The organism is Aequorivita sp. IT1183 (genome assembly GCF_058068265.1).
In genome coordinates, this window is sequence record NZ_JBYRHS010000003.1 from 276,271 (window position 1) to 291,925 (window position 15,655).

Here is a 15,655-nt window from a genome sequence, read left to right on the forward strand (position 1 = left end):
CTTTAATCATGAAAATTTTTCCATTTGTAGTCTGTATTCTTTTTTCAACATCATTTTACGCCCAAGAAAAAGAGGAAAAAGATAAAGATGAAACAAAATGGGATGTCGCCAATCCCGGCAAAGATTTCAACTATAAAACGCATTCCTTCACAACAAATGAAGGCACGTGGATGAATCTTGATGTAAGTCCCGATGGGAAAACCATTGTTTTTGATATGGTTGGCGATATTTATTCGATGCCTATTTCTGGCGGAAAAGCCAAAGCAATTAGAACCGGAATTCCTTTTGAAATTCAGCCGAGATTTAGCCCCGACGGCACTAAAATTTCATTTACTAGCGACGCTGGTGGCGGTGACAATATTTGGGTAATGAATGCAGATGGCAGCGATGCAAAGCAAATTACCAAAGAAGATTTTAGACTTTTGAATAACGCCGTTTGGACCGCCGATGGCAACTATTTAATTGCGCGAAAGCATTTTTCTTCCGAAAGAAGTTTGGGTGCTGGAGAAATGTGGCAATACCACAAAACTGGCGGCTCCGGCTTGCAACTCACAAAACGAAAAAACGATCAGCAGGATGTAAATGAACCTTTTGTTTCACCCGACGGAAAATATCTTTATTACAGCGAAGACGTGTATCCCGGCGGATATTTTCAATACAACAAAGATCCAAACGATCAAATATATGTTATAAAAAGATACGAGTTTGAAACCGGCGAAACCGAAACAATAACTGGCGGACCCGGCGGTGCCGCGCGACCAACAATTTCTAACGACGGTAAAAAACTTGCCTTTGTAAAAAGAGTGCGCACTAAAAGTGTGCTATTTATCCACGATTTAGAAACTGGCGAAGAATACCCTATTTATGATAAATTGAATAAAGACCAACAGGAAGCTTGGGCGCTTTTTGGGGTTTATCCTAATTTTAACTGGATGCCAAACGACAAAGAAATCATTTTTTGGAGCGGAGGAAAAATTAATAAAATTGATGTTAGTTCATTGGCTGTTACTGACATTCTATTCACGGTTGATGTGAAAATTGAATTGGCGGAAACGGTTCATTTCAACAATAAAATTGAAACTGAAACTTTTACTCCGAAAATGATTCGCCATACAATTACTTCCCCAGATGGGAAGTTTATTGTTTTCAGTGCCTTGGGGCATTTGTATAAAAAATCGTTGCCAAACGGCGAACCAAAGCGTTTAACAAACGGTAAAGATTTTGAATTCGAACCCACTTTTTCACCCAATGGTTCCGATATAGTTTACGTTACTTGGAATGATTTGGAAAAAGGTGCAATTAATAAAATTTCGGCAAATGGCGGAACTCCGGTAAAATTGACTTCAGAAAAAGGAATTTACAGAACGCCTTCCTATTCGCAAAACGGAACGCAAATAGTTTTCAGAAAAGAAAAAGGCAATACAGACCAAGGTTTCACATACACTAAAAATACTGGTATTTACACGATGAATGCCAATGGCAGCGATGTAAAATTTGTTGTTGACAAAGGTGAATACCCAATGTTTAGCAAAGACGGGAAGCGAATTTTTCTACAAACTGGGGGAACGTATTTTGGTGAAATTGAAAAGAAACTCATCAGCGTAAATCTTAGTGGAAATGACGAAAAAACGCACCTCACTTCAAAATACGCCAATAGATTAATTCCAAGTCCAGATAATGAATGGATAGCTTTTACAAACCTTCACAAATTGTTTGTGGCGCCTTTGGTGCTCAACGGACAAACTATTGACTTGGATGATAAATCGAAAGCGGTTCCAGTTTCACAGCTCGCCAAAGATGCTGGAATAAATATACATTGGTCGCCAAATAGCCAAAAAATAATGTGGACTTTGGGTGATGAATATTTCAGTAATGAATTAAAAAATAGGTTTACTTTTTTAAATGGCTCCCCAGAAAAAGTACCTGAAATTACTTTGGAAGGAACAAAAATTGGTCTGCAAGCTAACGTTGATAAACCAAACGGAAGGATTGCATTCACCAATGCACGAATTATTACAATGGAAGGCGATAAAGTAATTGAAAACGGAACCATCGTAATAAACGGTAATAAAATAGAAGCCATTGGTGAAGCTGCTGAAGTTTCAGTCCCGTCTGGCGCTAAAATTTATTCGGCAGAAGGAAAGACTATTATGCCCGGAATGGTTGATGCGCACGCCCACGTTGGCGCTTTTAGATATGGTTTGCCAACGCAACAATATTGGCCTTTTACAGTGAATTTGGCTTTCGGCGTAACAACATCGCACGATCCTTCTGCAAATACCGAAACTGTATTTACACTTTCGGAACTTCAAAAAAGCGGACAATTGGTTGGGCCGCGATTGTTTTCAACTGGTTTCATTCTTTACGGCGCCGATGGCGATTTTAAAGCTGTAATTAATAATCTGGAAGACGCAAGAAGCAGTATTCGCCGCACGAAAGCCTTCGGAGCAAAAAGTGTAAAAAGCTACAACCAACCGCGCCGCGATCAGCGCCAGCAAGTGTTACAAGCAGCTCGCGAATTAGGAATTAATGTAGTACCAGAAGGCGGATCTACTTTTTATCATAATATAACTCAGGTAATTGATGGCCATACGGGTATTGAACACAACATACCTGTGGCGCCCGTTTACAAAGATATTTTGGAAATATGGAGCAAAAGCGGAACGGGCTATACCCCTACTCTAATTGTGAATTACGGCGGAATGAACGGAGAGTATTTCTACTTTGAACGCGATAATGTTTGGGAAAATGAAAAGTTGCTCACTTTTAGTCCGCGTAGTATTATTGATAGCCGCTCGCGTCACAGAATGAAAACCCCGCAGGAAGAATACAAAAACGGTCATATTTTAGTTTCAGAAACCGTAAAAAGTTTGAGCGATGCTGGTGTAAAAGTGAACATGGGTGCACACGGACAATTACAAGGTTTGGGCGCACATTGGGAAACTTGGATGCTACAACAAGGCGGAATGAGCAATCTGGAAGCATTAAAAGCTGCAACAATAAATTCAGCTGAATATATTGGTGCGGGTGAAAGTATTGGCTCTTTAAAAATAGGAAAACTGGCAGATTTAATCGTGATGGACAAAAACCCATTAGAAAACATTGAAAATACGGAATCTATAAAAATGGTAATGATAAACGGTAGATTATACGATGCTGATACTATGAATGAAATTGGAAACAATCCTAAAGGTCGTCTTCCATTTTTCTGGGAAATGGACAATTATAACCAAGCTTTTCCATGGCATCAGGAAACCCACGGATTTATGGACGGCGGCTGCAGTTGTCATTAATTCAAAATTAAATGTACCGAGCATATTGGCAGTTTTATAAAACCATTTTTCCGTTTATAGCGGCCTTCACTTTGGTCTGTCTTTCCTTTGGAGGTTTGTTGTGGGCCTTATTACTTTTTGCACTTCTCGGGCCTATTTTCGGTATGTTGGGGTTTAGTATATTCTATAAAGATCAATTTTATTTTTATTTCAATTTGGGAATTACCCGTAAAAAATTAATGGGGGTTGCGTTTTTAATAAACCTAATGTTGGGAATACCGATAATCGGAGTTTTACTTTTAATCTTAAAAAATTTTCTTGGCAGTTTTACAATTACATAGCGCGGCAAAAAGCTTTGGCAATAAAGTGGTTATTGAAAGGGTTTCATTCACATTGAATACCGGTGAAATTCTGGGGATTTTCGGAAGAAATGGCTGTGGGAAATCTACTTTGCTGAAAATGCTGTTCGGTACAGAAAAGGCTAATTTAATTAGAGTTTCAATAGATGGCGTAAATTTTAAACCATCACAAAACATAATAGCCAAACAAATTGCCTACTTGCCGCAACATCCGTTTTTACCAAATAATATAAAGGTGCGCGATCTTATTCCTATATATTTTGAAGAAGAAAAGCAGGATGCCATTTTTTATGATCCACTAATTGCACAAATCGCTAATAAAAAAGTAGGCGAACTTTCTATGGGGCAACTACGATATTTTGAAGTTTTAATGATAGCTAACCTTAGCCATCTATTTTTAATGTTAGATGAACCATTTTCAATGATCGAACCTTTATATAAAGTTGAAATCAAAAAATTTCTCAATAAATTGAAGAAGGAAAAAGCAATCATTTTAACCGATCATTACTACGAAGACGTTTTAGATATAACTACAAAGAATATAGTAATAAAGGATGGGGAAAGCCATATAATTAAAAATAAGGACGATCTAAAATCATTTGAATATCTAAAATCTTGACATAAAAAAAGCTCCATTTCTGGAGCTTTTTAAATCATTCAAAATTGTTGAATTACATTTTTGGCATTAGCACTTTATCTACAACGTGTACCACACCGTTTGATGCATCCATATCAGCACTTGTTACAGTAGCTGTATTTCCTTTAGCATCTTTAATCATTACTTTACCACCTTTTTCAGACAAAGTTAAAACTTCACCGTTCATAGTTGTAACGTCCAATTTGTTTTTAGCTTCTTTAATTTTAGCCAAAACATCGGTCGAATTCATTTTACCTTGAAGCACGTGATATTTAAGTAAGCCTTGTAATTTTGCTTTGTTTTCTGGCTTCATCAAATTGTCCATAGTTGCTTTTGGAACTTTGCTGAAAGCCTCGTTAGTTGGAGCGAAAACTGTGTAATTACCTTCTGCTTTTAAGGTTTGAGCCAATTCAGCAGCTTGAAGAGCACTTACTAATGTTGACAAATCTGAATTACCCATTGCTTTTGCAGCAATCGAATTAGCTTCCATTTCAGCCATTTTAGCAGTATTCATTTCTTCAACTTTCATTAAAGAATCTTTTTCCTGCTCCATGCGCATTTGTTCTGCTTTAGCTTGAGCCTCAGCTTCTTTCTTTTTTGTGTCTTCACAGCTTGCAAAAAGCATTGCTACTACTGCTAGAGACATTACAATTGTTTTTAGTTTCATAATTATTTTCGTTGATTTAAATGTTGATATCAAAGATATTCCAAGTGCAGCGATTATTTTACTAATTGAATCTAATCTTTAGTTAAATTTTTTGTAAATTTTTAAGAAGATTAGCAACGATGTGTTCGTATTATTAAATTTTTACTAATGAAAAAAAATGATGGTGATAAAATGCTATCTTTAGACAATAACAATAAAACTTTTTAAAAATGATTAAATCGAAATATCAAAGCGTTTTGGACTTAGGTGAAAAGCTCAATATTCAAAACGGAGATGTAAAAGAAGAAAACGGCCAGTTAAAAGTTTATGGTACTGCAAAAAACCAATATGAGAAAAACTTACTTTGGGACGAAATAAAACGCGTTGGCGGAGAAAACCCGACCGATATTATGGCGGATATATCAGTTGCTGATAGTTCTGTTTTTGCACACCACACGGTTAAAAGTGGCGAAACACTCGGTAAAATTGCAAAGCAATATTATGGTAACGCTAGTAAATACAACGCTATTTATGAAGCGAATAAGGGCAAATTGAAATCTGCAGATCTAATTCACCCAGGTGATGAATTAGTGATTCCGAATATATAAATTGAATTTAAAACATAAAAAAATCCGCCAGTTTTTAAAAAACTGGCGGATTTTATATTGCTTAATATTTAGAGTCCACTAATGTAGCTTCCGTATAAATCTCTAAAATGCAGCCCGTTCCCCAAGCTAAATTTGCTGAGTTTTTTATTTTCGGCCAACGCCCAAAGCACTAATTCTTTTAAGAAATAACTGTCTTCCTTTGATGTTTCGGGCTGATGTTTTTCTATCAATTGCTGAAGCGGAATAATTCGGTCCAATTCATTTTTATATTCTTCTTCGGAAAAAGAATCGAGCAATTCAAAATCGTTCTCTTCGAAAAACCAAGATACAATATCGGCGTACGGATCTAAATCGCCATCTTTTGTGAGCTTTTCAATTTTTGGAAATTTATTTTTAAAAGTGGTATTTACTGCATCCACTATTAACTGCTGCGCAACTTGTGAAACGCCTTCCTGCTCACCTTCATAAACCAATTCTACTTTCCCCGTTATTGAAGGAATTATACCTATAAAATCTCCCAAACGCACACTTGTTTTTTCGTCTCCGCTATGCAAAGCGCGTCTTTCGGCAGTACTCAACAAATTTTCGAAAGCGGTGATGCTTAAACGTGCGCTCACGCCACTTTTGGCATCTATAAAATCATTTTCACGAGCTTCAAAACTAATTTGTTCTAAAACATCTTTTGCCAAATCGGGCACATAAACGTTCGATTTTGCTTTTATAGCTTCGGCTGTTTCCTGTTCGGTAATTGTTCGTGCAGTTTCTATATCTTCGGGATAATGCGTCAAAATTTGTGAACCAATTCTATCTTTTAAAGGTGTTACAATACTTCCTCGATTTGTATAATCTTCAGGATTTGCTGTAAATACAAATTGAATATCCAAGGGCAAGCGCACCGCAAAACCACGAATTTGAATATCGCCTTCTTGTAAAATATTAAACAGTGCTACTTGAATTCGCGGTTGTAAATCTGGTAATTCATTGATAACAAAAATACAACGGTTACTACGCGGAATCATCCCGAAGTGAATTACGCGATCATCGGCATATGTAAGTTTTAAATTTGCTGCTTTTATTGGATCAACATCGCCAATAATATCGGCAACGGTAACGTCTGGTGTTGCTAGTTTTTCTGAAAAACGATCATCGCGATGCAACCAACTTATGGGTGTATCGTCACCTTTTTCAATAAGTAGATTTTTGGCATAACGTGAAATTGGGTTAAAAGGATCGTCGTTTATTTCGCTGCCTTCAACCATTGGAATGTATTCGTCCAAAAGCCCAACCATTTGGCGAGCTAAACGTGTTTTAGCTTGCCCGCGAAGTCCGAGAAGATTAATGTTATGTTTTGAAAGAATAGCGCGTTCCAATTCTGGAATTACGGTTAATTCATAACCGTGAATACCCACAAAAGGGGTTTCTTTCTTCATTATTTTTTGAAGTAAATTTCGACGCAATTCTTCCTTTATTGATATTGATTCATACCCCGACTTTTTAAGTTGTCCGAAGGTTTTAATTTTATCTATTTTCATAATTTTTTATTTTTTTTTAACCGCCAAGGGCGCCTAGTGTATCGCAAAGCCCACAAAGAATGAACTGCCAACTGCCACTGAACACTGAATACTTATTTTATCCGTTTTGTCCTATTTGTTTCGTAATCGCTAAAAATCATTTCGCCCAAACCTTTTAAACCTGTGTAAAATGCTTTGCCTTTATTGGCTGCTGTAAATTCTTCAACAAACTGCATTAAATATGGGTCTTCAGCAATCATAAAAGTTGTAATTGGAATGTGAAGTTTCCTAGCTTGCGAAGCCATTGCGTAACATTTATTTACAATATAACTGTCCAGCCCATTACTGTTTTTATAATAACGTCCATCCGGAAGTCGCACGCAGCTGGGTTTCCCATCGGTTATCATAAAAATTTGCTTGTTGGTATTTCGTTTTCTACGAAGCAAATCCATCGCTAATTGAAGTCCGGCGACAGTATTTGTGTGGTACGGCCCCACGTTTAAATACGGTAAATCTTTAATTTTAATTGGCCACGCATCGTTTCCGAAAACTAAAATATCCAAAGTATCTTTCGGGTATCGCGTGGTTATAAATTCTGAAAGTGCCATCGCCACTTTTTTTGCAGGTGTTATACGGTCTTCGCCATAAAGAATCATACTGTGACTGATGTCTATCATTAAAACCGTACTCATTTGGGTTTTATACATAGTTTCTTCAACCACCAAATCGTTTTCAGAAAGTGTAAAATCGCCCAAACCGTGATTAATTTGTGCATTTTTGAAACTTTCGGTCATTGAAATTTGTTCCAGCGAATCGCCAAAACGATAATCGCGAAACTCTCCAGCCTGCTCATCTCCTTGCCCCGTTTGTTTTGTTCTATGATTGCCGGCACCACTCTTTCGCAGTTTCCCGAAGATCTGTTCCAAAGCTCGCTTCCGCAGGACTCTTTCTGTTTTTTCGGTAATGGCTAAACCGTTTGAACCATCCATTTTTATTTCTTCACGCAAATATCCTTTCTTTTTCAAATCTTCAACAAAATCGTCTAAAGAGTAGTCCTCCGTGGTGAGTTTATATTCATCATCAATCTGTTTTAACCAATCCATTGCTTCGTCGAAATCGCCCGAAGTGTGGGTAATCAATTCTTGAAAAACATCAAAAAGTTTCTCGAAAGGTGATTGGTCTTTAGGAGTGTGTTTGGTGAAGATAAATCCGCTCTTGCCTGCTTTCCTATTCATAATCTAAAAATAAAACTTTAGTTGTTTAAAAAAAAAGTGGAAACGTTAAACTACTACCAAAAATAACTTCTGCTTCATAACATTTAAACTACGCAAACAATTCAAAAAAATTGTTAGATTTGTTTTGAAAATCAACATGATAACAGCCAAAACCTAGCTTTATGAAAAATTTTAGTTTAATCTGCACTGCATTTTTACTCTTGGTTGCTTGCAAAGACAAGCCAAAAGACAGCATCAAAGAAGTTTCGGAAGTAAAAACGTATTCCATCGAACAATTTATGGGGAATGAAAATGCTTGGGCGAATGGTTTTTCCGCAGACAAGTCGAAAGTTTTAATAACCAGCAACCGTTCAGGCGTTTACAATATGTACAACGTTTCGGTTGAAGGCGGTGATTTTATGCCCATAACACAATCCGACAGTACTTCAATTTATGGAATTTCATACTTTCCTGATGACGATAGAATTCTTTTCAGAATGGACGGAAATGGCGATGAGATTTTTAAAATTTTTGTGAAAGATAGCAGCGGTATTAAAAGATTGACCCCTGAAAAAAATGTACGTGCACTTTTTACAGGGTGGGCAAAAGATGGTAAAAGTTTTTATTATAACAGTAATGAGCGCAACCCACAGATGATGGATCTTTATGAAATGGACATAGCAACTTTTAAAGCGAAACTGATTTTAAAGAATGAAGACAATATGGATTTTGGTGGAATTTCGGCAGATAAAAATTATATGCTGCTAACAAAATCTATAAATACAAATGACGGCGACTTATTTCTTCTAAATCTTAAAACGAAAGCAAAAACCCAAATCAATGAAGGTTTAAGCGGCAATTCGGCTCAGGATTTTTCGCCAGATGGAAAATCAGTTTACTACACAACCGATGCCAATTCTGAATTCAGCTATTTAATGAAATACAATATTGAGGATGGTACTAAAGAAAAAATTCTAGTAAAAGATTGGGACATCAACGCATTCTATTTTACACATAATGGTAAGTATCAAGTGCTTTTTAGCAATGAAGACGCAAAAACCAAAATGTACTTAACCGAAGTGGCTACAGGAAAAGCGTTGAATTTCCCAGATATTGAAGGGCAGGAAATAAATGCCGCAAGCTTTTCAAAAGATGAAACAATGGCATTATTAACCGTTGGCAGCTCTCAACTTCCCACAAATACATACTCGTATAATATAGCTTCTGGAAAATATTATAAGCTTACAAATGTTTTAAACAGTGAAATAAACCCCGATGATTTGGTCGAAGCAACGGTAGTTCGGTTTAAATCTTTTGACGGTTTGGAAATTCCAGCAATTTACTATCAGCCAAAACAAGCAAACGTCAATAAAAAAGTACCTGCGCTAGTTTGGGTTCACGGTGGGCCGGGTGGTCAATCAAGGCAAGGTTTTAGTTCTTTAATTCAATATTTGGTAAATCACGGTTATGCTATTTTGGCGGTAAATAATCGCGGTAGTAGTGGTTACGGCAAATCTTTTTATAAAATGGACGATCAAAATCACGGCGATAAAGATTTGAAAGATTGTATTGCTGGTAAAGATTGGTTGGCAAGCCAAGATATGATCGACAAAGACAAGATTGGAATTTTAGGCGGCTCTTACGGCGGTTATATGACGATGGCTGCGCTTACTTATGCGCCGGACGAGTTTGAGGTTGGAGTAAATATTTTTGGAGTTACAAACTGGATTAGAACTTTAAACAGCATTCCGCCATGGTGGGCATCATTTAAGGATGCATTATACACCGAAATGGGCGATCCAAATACGGCAGATTCAATTCGATTAAAAGAAATTTCACCTTTATTTCACACTGAAAATGTTACCAAACCTTTGATGGTTTTACAGGGCGCGCAAGATCCGAGAGTACTTAAAATAGAATCTGATGAAATTGTGGCAGGAGTTAAAAAGAATGGTGTTCCTGTAGAATATGTAGTTTTTGAAGACGAAGGTCACGGCTTTGTAAAAAAGGAAAATGAAATTGAAGCCTACGGAAAAATCTTAAAATTCTTAGATCAATATTTAAAGGGTGAAGGTCAAACTACTCCAGACACTAAAAAGACTGAAAGTACCGAAGTGAAATAGCGTTTTATAAAATTCCTATGCGTGCTGAATGTGCAATTGCCTCTTCGCTATTGGTGAAATAGCAAGTTGATACATTCATGGATTCAATGTTTTTTAAAATTTTCTGGGTTGCAGGCTTCTTCCGTCTTGAAGTCTGCCTAATATAAATAGCTTTAATACTTTGCGGAAATATCTTTACAATCCGCTCGTAAAGATGTGGGTCTTTTTGTGAATCATCGCCGAGTAAAACATATTCAAGTTTTGGATAAAACATAATGATATCCTTTATTTTTTCGAACTTATGGTCGTGGCTACCTCTTCCGGTAAAAAGAAAATCTGAAATACCAGTTTTTATTTTTTTAAGTTTTATAACGGCTTTTGGAAGTTCGTGTAATCGTGCTAAGGAGTCTATAAATTCATATAAATTCCACTCGCTGCTGGAAACGTAGAAAAAGGAATTAGAAGCCGCTTCATTCTCCTGCCCTGCCCTGCTTAAGGCTTGGTAGTGTGGCACAACATCATCAAAAACCTTTCGTTTATTGATGTTTTTTAGAAGAAGAACGTAGAGTTTTTTTAAGAAATTTCCGCTGTGCGAAACCAAGAAAGTGTCGTCTATATCTGAAATTACTCCAACTTTACTTTCAAATGGTTTTAATATTTCAGAATTTTCAACAATGCCGAAATCGTAATAATTACAGATTACTTCGTAGGGATGCCAACCGCTTTCAAGTTTTTCGGAATACGGTATTGTAAACCGAAAATAGCCATCGGCCAAAGTTTTAGTAGTTACCTCAACACTTTTAAATTTCAGCGTAACTTCCACATTTTCCAGTGGCTTTATTCTAAACATATGTATTACCGAAACGGCATGACGAATTCCCTTGCGGTCTAGTCTGTATTTATCTGGCGACCAAGATTTGAATACGTGGCCAAAAACCACCAATTCTTCGTCGTTTACATAGCCACGGTAGAGTTTTAAATCAAGTTTCACTTATTGAGATTTCGTTAACGGTTTTGTAATTCCAAAATAGGTATTTTTAAAATCAATATCTACTAATGAAATCAGAAAATTATATTTTGCTTGTTGTCAACCCAATAGCTGGCGACTCTGAAAAAGACGACATTATAACAGCCGTGAAAAATGAAGTTATTAGAAGAAACTACAGTTTCAAACTTTATAAAACCACCGGCAAAGACGATAGAAAAGCGATTGATACACTATTAAAAGAGTACGAACCTTCGCACGTTTTAGTTGCAGGCGGCGATGGAACCATATCATTAGTGGCGGAATGTATTTACGAAAAAGATATCATTTTAGGTATAATTCCCGCTGGTTCTGCAAACGGAATGGCGGTTAATTTCGATTTACCTCAAACGCTAAAAGAGCAGCTAGACATTGCGCTTTCAGAATGCACATTAGGAATTGACGTTTTATTTATAAACGGAAAAATCTGCCTACATATAGCAGATTTAGGTATAAATGCCGAATTGGTTAAAAACTATGAAAATTCAAATATTCGCGGAAAGTTTGGATACTTTTTACAGTCAATCCCAACGCTAATAAATTCTGAATTTCCATTTCATTTTATTATTGAAACGGAAGAAGAAACAATTGAAGAAAGTGGAGTTTTATTAGCAATAGCGAACGCTAACAAATTTGGAACTGGCGCCACTATTAACCCAAAAGGTATTATTAACGATGGCAAATTTGAAGTTTTAGTTTTCAAAAATCTAGATTTCTTCGAAATATTAAAGACAATTCAAGACAATCCCGAAATGTCTCCAGAATTTGTGCGTATTATTTCGACTAATAAGGCAACAATTAAAAGTAAAAAGAAAGTTCCGTTCCAAATTGACGGTGAATTTTTGGGTGAAACAGACACCGTTTCTGTTATTATTTCAAAGAGGAAGCTGCAAGTTGCTTTGCCCCAAAAATTCTGTAACTTACATTCAATATAAACCCAAACCATGAATATACATAAGGTATCATTTACGAATAAAGACGAAGAACAATTGGCAGGAAGACTAGAACTTCCGTTGGACCAAGAGCCGCATAATTTCGCGATTTTTGCACACTGTTTTACATGTACCAAAAACTTAACAGCGATTAAAAATGTAGGAAGAGCACTTACCAATGCGGGTTTTGCAGTTTTAAGGTTCGATTTTACTGGTTTGGGAGAAAGTGAAGGTGATTTTGAAAACACTAATTTTTCTGGAAATGTTGAAGATTTGGTTGAGGCTGCAAATTTTCTCGAAAAAAAGTTTAAAGCGCCTACTTTAATGATCGGGCATTCGTTAGGTGGTGCAGCAGCCATATTTGCTGCCGATAAAATAGCATCAATTAAAGCTGTGGCCGTAATTAACTCACCTAGCGATCCATCTCACGTTCGACATTTATTAAAAGATAGTGCCATGGAGATTACAAAAAATGGAAAAGCAAAAGTTAATTTGGGCGGAATAGATTTCACCATAAAAAAACAGTTTTTAGAAGATCTTGAAAATAAATCGCTTGTAGATATTGTAGGAAACTTCAAAAAAGCATTGTTAATTCTACACTCTCCACAAGACACAACTGTAGGTATAAATAACGCTGAAGAAATATATAAAGCTGCACATCACCCTAAAAGTTTTGTTTCTTTAGATGGTGTTGACCATCTTTTATCCAGAAAAGAAGACTCTAGTTATGTGGGGAAAGTTATTGCAGGATGGGCGCCACGCTATGTTACTATTCCACCGAAAGAAGAACTGAAGAGCAAAAGTAAAGTGGCTGCAAGCTTAGATGGTGATGACAAATTCACAACTCAATTAAAGCTTGGAGATCATTATTTTGTTGCCGATGAGCCAACTACTTTTGGAGGCAATAACTTTGGTCCTTCTCCCTATGAGTTTCTTTCCGCCGGTCTCGCTGCATGCACAGTAATGACTATACAAATGTATGCGCGAAGAAAAAAATGGGACGTTGAGAATGTAACCTGTCACATCGATTATTCAAAAGATCACGCAATAGATTGCGAGCATTGTGAAGAAGATGCTGCTAAAATAGACACCTTTAAACGCAAGATATTTTTAGAAGGAAATCTTTCCGAAGAACAGAAAACGAGACTGCTTCAAATAGCAGATAAATGTCCCGTCCATAAAACATTGCATTCCGTAACACAGGTAATTACAAGCTTGGAAATTTCATAAAATCTAAATTGATTGTCTGAAACTATTTTGTAAACTTGTAGTACACTTAAAAACTATGGTTTATGAAAATTAAATTCAAACTATTGCTTTTTCTATTCGCAATAACGTCATTACAAAGCTGCTGCTGGAATGGCGATTGTGATGAAACTGACGACTTTCCCATCTCTATGGTAGAATCTCAGTACGATGCTGTATTTATGGAGCGTTCAACTTTTGAAAGCAGCGTTGTACTTTCTCCCGCAGAACCAGTAATTAATGCTGGAAAAATATATGTAATTGGAACTTACCTTTTCATCAATGAAAAAAATAAAGGGTTTCACGTTTTTAATAATGAAAACCCAGCTAGCCCATCGCCTATTTATTTTATAGCCTCGCCAGGAGCAACAGATTTGGCTATCAGAAATAATGTATTCTTCATAAACCAAGCAACCGATCTTATTGCCGTACAGGTAGATTTGGAAAATGGTGGCATTAATGTTTCTAAACGAATAAAAAATACTTTCCCAGAAATGCTTTCGCCAGATGGGTTTTATGCGTTTAATATTCCACAGAATAACGTTGTAGTAAACTGGATTCCAAAAACAACTACGCCATGAGAAAATTAGGTTTACTTTTTTTAATAATAGTATTGTCTTTGGCGTGTAGCCAAGATGGAAGCAATGCATCTTCAAACGAAACGATGAGCAACGGTGATGGTCAAGGTGGCTCATTAGCACGATTTGCAATGGTGGGCAATTACCTTTATACCGTTGATGAATATGGCTTAAACGTTTATAATATAACAACGCCTTCAGACCCTGTGTTTGTAAACAACGTACCAATCGGTTTTAGAATTGAAACACTCTTTAATTACAAGGAATATCTTTATGTAGGATCGCAGAACGGCATGTTTATCTATAGTGTAAACAATCCTGAATTCCCCGAATATCTTGCAGATGTGCAGCATTTTACTTCGTGCGACCCTGTAGTTGCAAATGAGACCACGGCATTTGTTACGTTGTGGTCTGAATTGGGTTGTGGATCTACTTTAAATCAATTAGAAATTTATGACGTTACAGATATTGTAAACCCAACATTACTTAGTGTAAGAAACTTAACTGCTCCAAAAGGAATGGGGCTTTATGGAGATTATTTGATTGTATGCGATGATGAAATAAAGATATTTGATGTTTCAGACCCTTCCCATTCTGTTGTGGTTCACAACATAAACAAATTAGCTTTCGATGTAATTATAAAAAATAATTTGCTAATCGCCATTGGGCAAAACGGAATTTACCAATATAATCTCGACCAAAATGACATCACAAATACTTCAGAATTGAGTACAATAAACTTTTAAAATATTCATAAATGTATAGTGGTCGCCCGAAAACTATTGTACCTTTAATTTAAACCAATTTTAAACTAAAAAATAAAATAATGATGAAAAGAATTAGTCTAGTTTGTAGCCTATTTGCTCTAATGGCATTTGTAGGTTGCAAAAATGAAAAAAAAGATATGGAAAGTATGGATTCAACAAATGATACCATACAAGTAGATTCTTCTTCTAAAAAAGAGGCTCCTAAAAACGTTTCCGTTATTATGGAAGCCAAAAGTAAAAGCACAGCAGCAGGCGAGATTTATTTTTCTGAAGCTGATGGAGTTGTATCTATGGAAGCTAAATTTTCGGGCTTAACACCTGGAAGCCACGCAATCCATATTCACGAAAAAGCAGATTGTAGTGCGGCCGACGGTACTTCATCTGGCGGACACTGGAACCCTACCCATGCAAAACATGGAAAATGGGGCGATGCTGAAGGTTATCATAAAGGCGACATAGGAAATTTTGAAGTTGGCGAAGATGGCTCTGGAAAAATTACTATGCAAACTGATGAATGGTGTATTGGTTGTGACGATGCAAACAAAGACATTGTAGGCAAAGCAGTCATTGTACACGAAGGTCAAGATGACTTTAAAACGCAACCCACCGGTGATGCTGGCGGAAGAGTAAGTTGCGGCGGAATTATTAAATAATATTTCAAAAAAATATTTTTTTAAAGCCACTCTATAAATTAGGGTGGCTTTTTATTTTTTACCCTATTGAATTAATGAAATATTACAAAGTGAACGTTAATTTTATT

The 15,655-nt window shown here is 36.4% G+C and carries 13 protein-coding genes; 9 read left to right on the plus strand and 4 right to left on the minus strand.

Annotation, left to right across the window (positions count from 1 at the left end):
- The first annotated feature begins 8 nt into the window (after positions 1-8).
- Both AC3RVF_RS06835 and AC3RVF_RS06840 read left to right on the plus strand, forming a co-directional pair.
- The gene (locus AC3RVF_RS06835; RefSeq protein WP_489693068.1) at positions 9-3,293 is read left to right on the plus strand and encodes an amidohydrolase family protein; all 3,285 of its coding nucleotides are present in this window, start codon (positions 9-11) and stop codon (positions 3,291-3,293) included.
- 297 nt (positions 3,294-3,590) lie between these two features.
- Positions 3,591-4,250 carry an ATP-binding cassette domain-containing protein gene (locus AC3RVF_RS06840; protein WP_489689684.1) on the plus strand — a complete coding sequence of 220 codons (660 nt, stop codon included), beginning with the start codon at positions 3,591-3,593 and terminating at the stop codon, positions 4,248-4,250.
- Between the two features lie 52 nt (positions 4,251-4,302).
- On the opposite strand, the gene AC3RVF_RS06845 is transcribed toward AC3RVF_RS06840, so the two are convergent.
- Entirely contained in the window at positions 4,303-4,935 is a 633-nt protein-coding gene (locus tag AC3RVF_RS06845) for a fasciclin domain-containing protein (protein WP_489693069.1), read from the minus strand.
- Between the two features lie 209 nt (positions 4,936-5,144).
- Here AC3RVF_RS06845 and AC3RVF_RS06850 point away from each other — a divergent pair, with 209 nt between their 5' ends.
- Positions 5,145-5,522 (plus strand): LysM peptidoglycan-binding domain-containing protein, encoded by a 378-nt coding sequence (locus tag AC3RVF_RS06850; protein WP_489689682.1) that lies wholly within the window; start codon positions 5,145-5,147, stop codon positions 5,520-5,522.
- A gap of 68 nt (positions 5,523-5,590) precedes the next feature.
- Here AC3RVF_RS06850 and AC3RVF_RS06855 read toward each other — a convergent pair whose 3' ends face one another.
- The gene (locus tag AC3RVF_RS06855) at positions 5,591-7,054 is read right to left on the minus strand and encodes a magnesium chelatase (protein ID WP_489689681.1); all 1,464 of its coding nucleotides are present in this window, start codon (positions 7,052-7,054) and stop codon (positions 5,591-5,593) included.
- Positions 7,055-7,146: 92 nt separating this feature from the next.
- Positions 7,147-8,268 (minus strand): vWA domain-containing protein, encoded by a 1,122-nt coding sequence (locus AC3RVF_RS06860; RefSeq protein WP_489693070.1) that lies wholly within the window; start codon positions 8,266-8,268, stop codon positions 7,147-7,149.
- Positions 8,269-8,429: 161 nt separating this feature from the next.
- On the opposite strand from AC3RVF_RS06860, the gene AC3RVF_RS06865 reads away from it, so the two are divergent.
- A complete protein-coding gene (locus tag AC3RVF_RS06865) occupies positions 8,430-10,370 on the plus strand; it encodes a S9 family peptidase (RefSeq protein WP_489689679.1) in 1,941 nt (646 codons plus the stop codon).
- 4 nt (positions 10,371-10,374) lie between these two features.
- On the opposite strand, the gene AC3RVF_RS06870 is transcribed toward AC3RVF_RS06865, so the two are convergent.
- Positions 10,375-11,340, minus strand: a complete 966-nt coding sequence (locus tag AC3RVF_RS06870; RefSeq protein WP_489689678.1) for an App1 family protein phosphatidate phosphatase — start codon at positions 11,338-11,340, stop codon at positions 10,375-10,377.
- Positions 11,341-11,405: 65 nt separating this feature from the next.
- Between AC3RVF_RS06870 and AC3RVF_RS06875 the strand changes: the two genes are divergently transcribed.
- The 5 genes from AC3RVF_RS06875 (at position 11,406) to AC3RVF_RS06895 (ending at position 15,548) form a co-directional block, all read left to right on the plus strand.
- Positions 11,406-12,308, plus strand: coding sequence for a diacylglycerol/lipid kinase family protein (locus AC3RVF_RS06875; protein WP_489689677.1), 903 nt, complete (start codon positions 11,406-11,408; stop codon positions 12,306-12,308).
- Positions 12,309-12,317: 9 nt separating this feature from the next.
- Positions 12,318-13,535 carry a bifunctional alpha/beta hydrolase/OsmC family protein gene (locus AC3RVF_RS06880; RefSeq protein WP_489689676.1) on the plus strand — a complete coding sequence of 406 codons (1,218 nt, stop codon included), beginning with the start codon at positions 12,318-12,320 and terminating at the stop codon, positions 13,533-13,535.
- Positions 13,536-13,597: 62 nt separating this feature from the next.
- A complete protein-coding gene (locus AC3RVF_RS06885; RefSeq protein ID WP_489693071.1) occupies positions 13,598-14,131 on the plus strand; it encodes a hypothetical protein in 534 nt (177 codons plus the stop codon).
- Entirely contained in the window at positions 14,128-14,874 is a 747-nt protein-coding gene (locus tag AC3RVF_RS06890) for an LVIVD repeat-containing protein (RefSeq protein WP_489689674.1), read from the plus strand. Before AC3RVF_RS06885 ends, AC3RVF_RS06890 begins: the two co-directional genes overlap by 4 nt.
- 83 nt (positions 14,875-14,957) lie before the next feature.
- Positions 14,958-15,548: a superoxide dismutase family protein gene (locus AC3RVF_RS06895; protein WP_489693174.1), complete on the plus strand. Its 591-nt coding sequence runs from the start codon at positions 14,958-14,960 to the stop codon at positions 15,546-15,548.
- Positions 15,549-15,655: the final 107 nt, after the last annotated feature.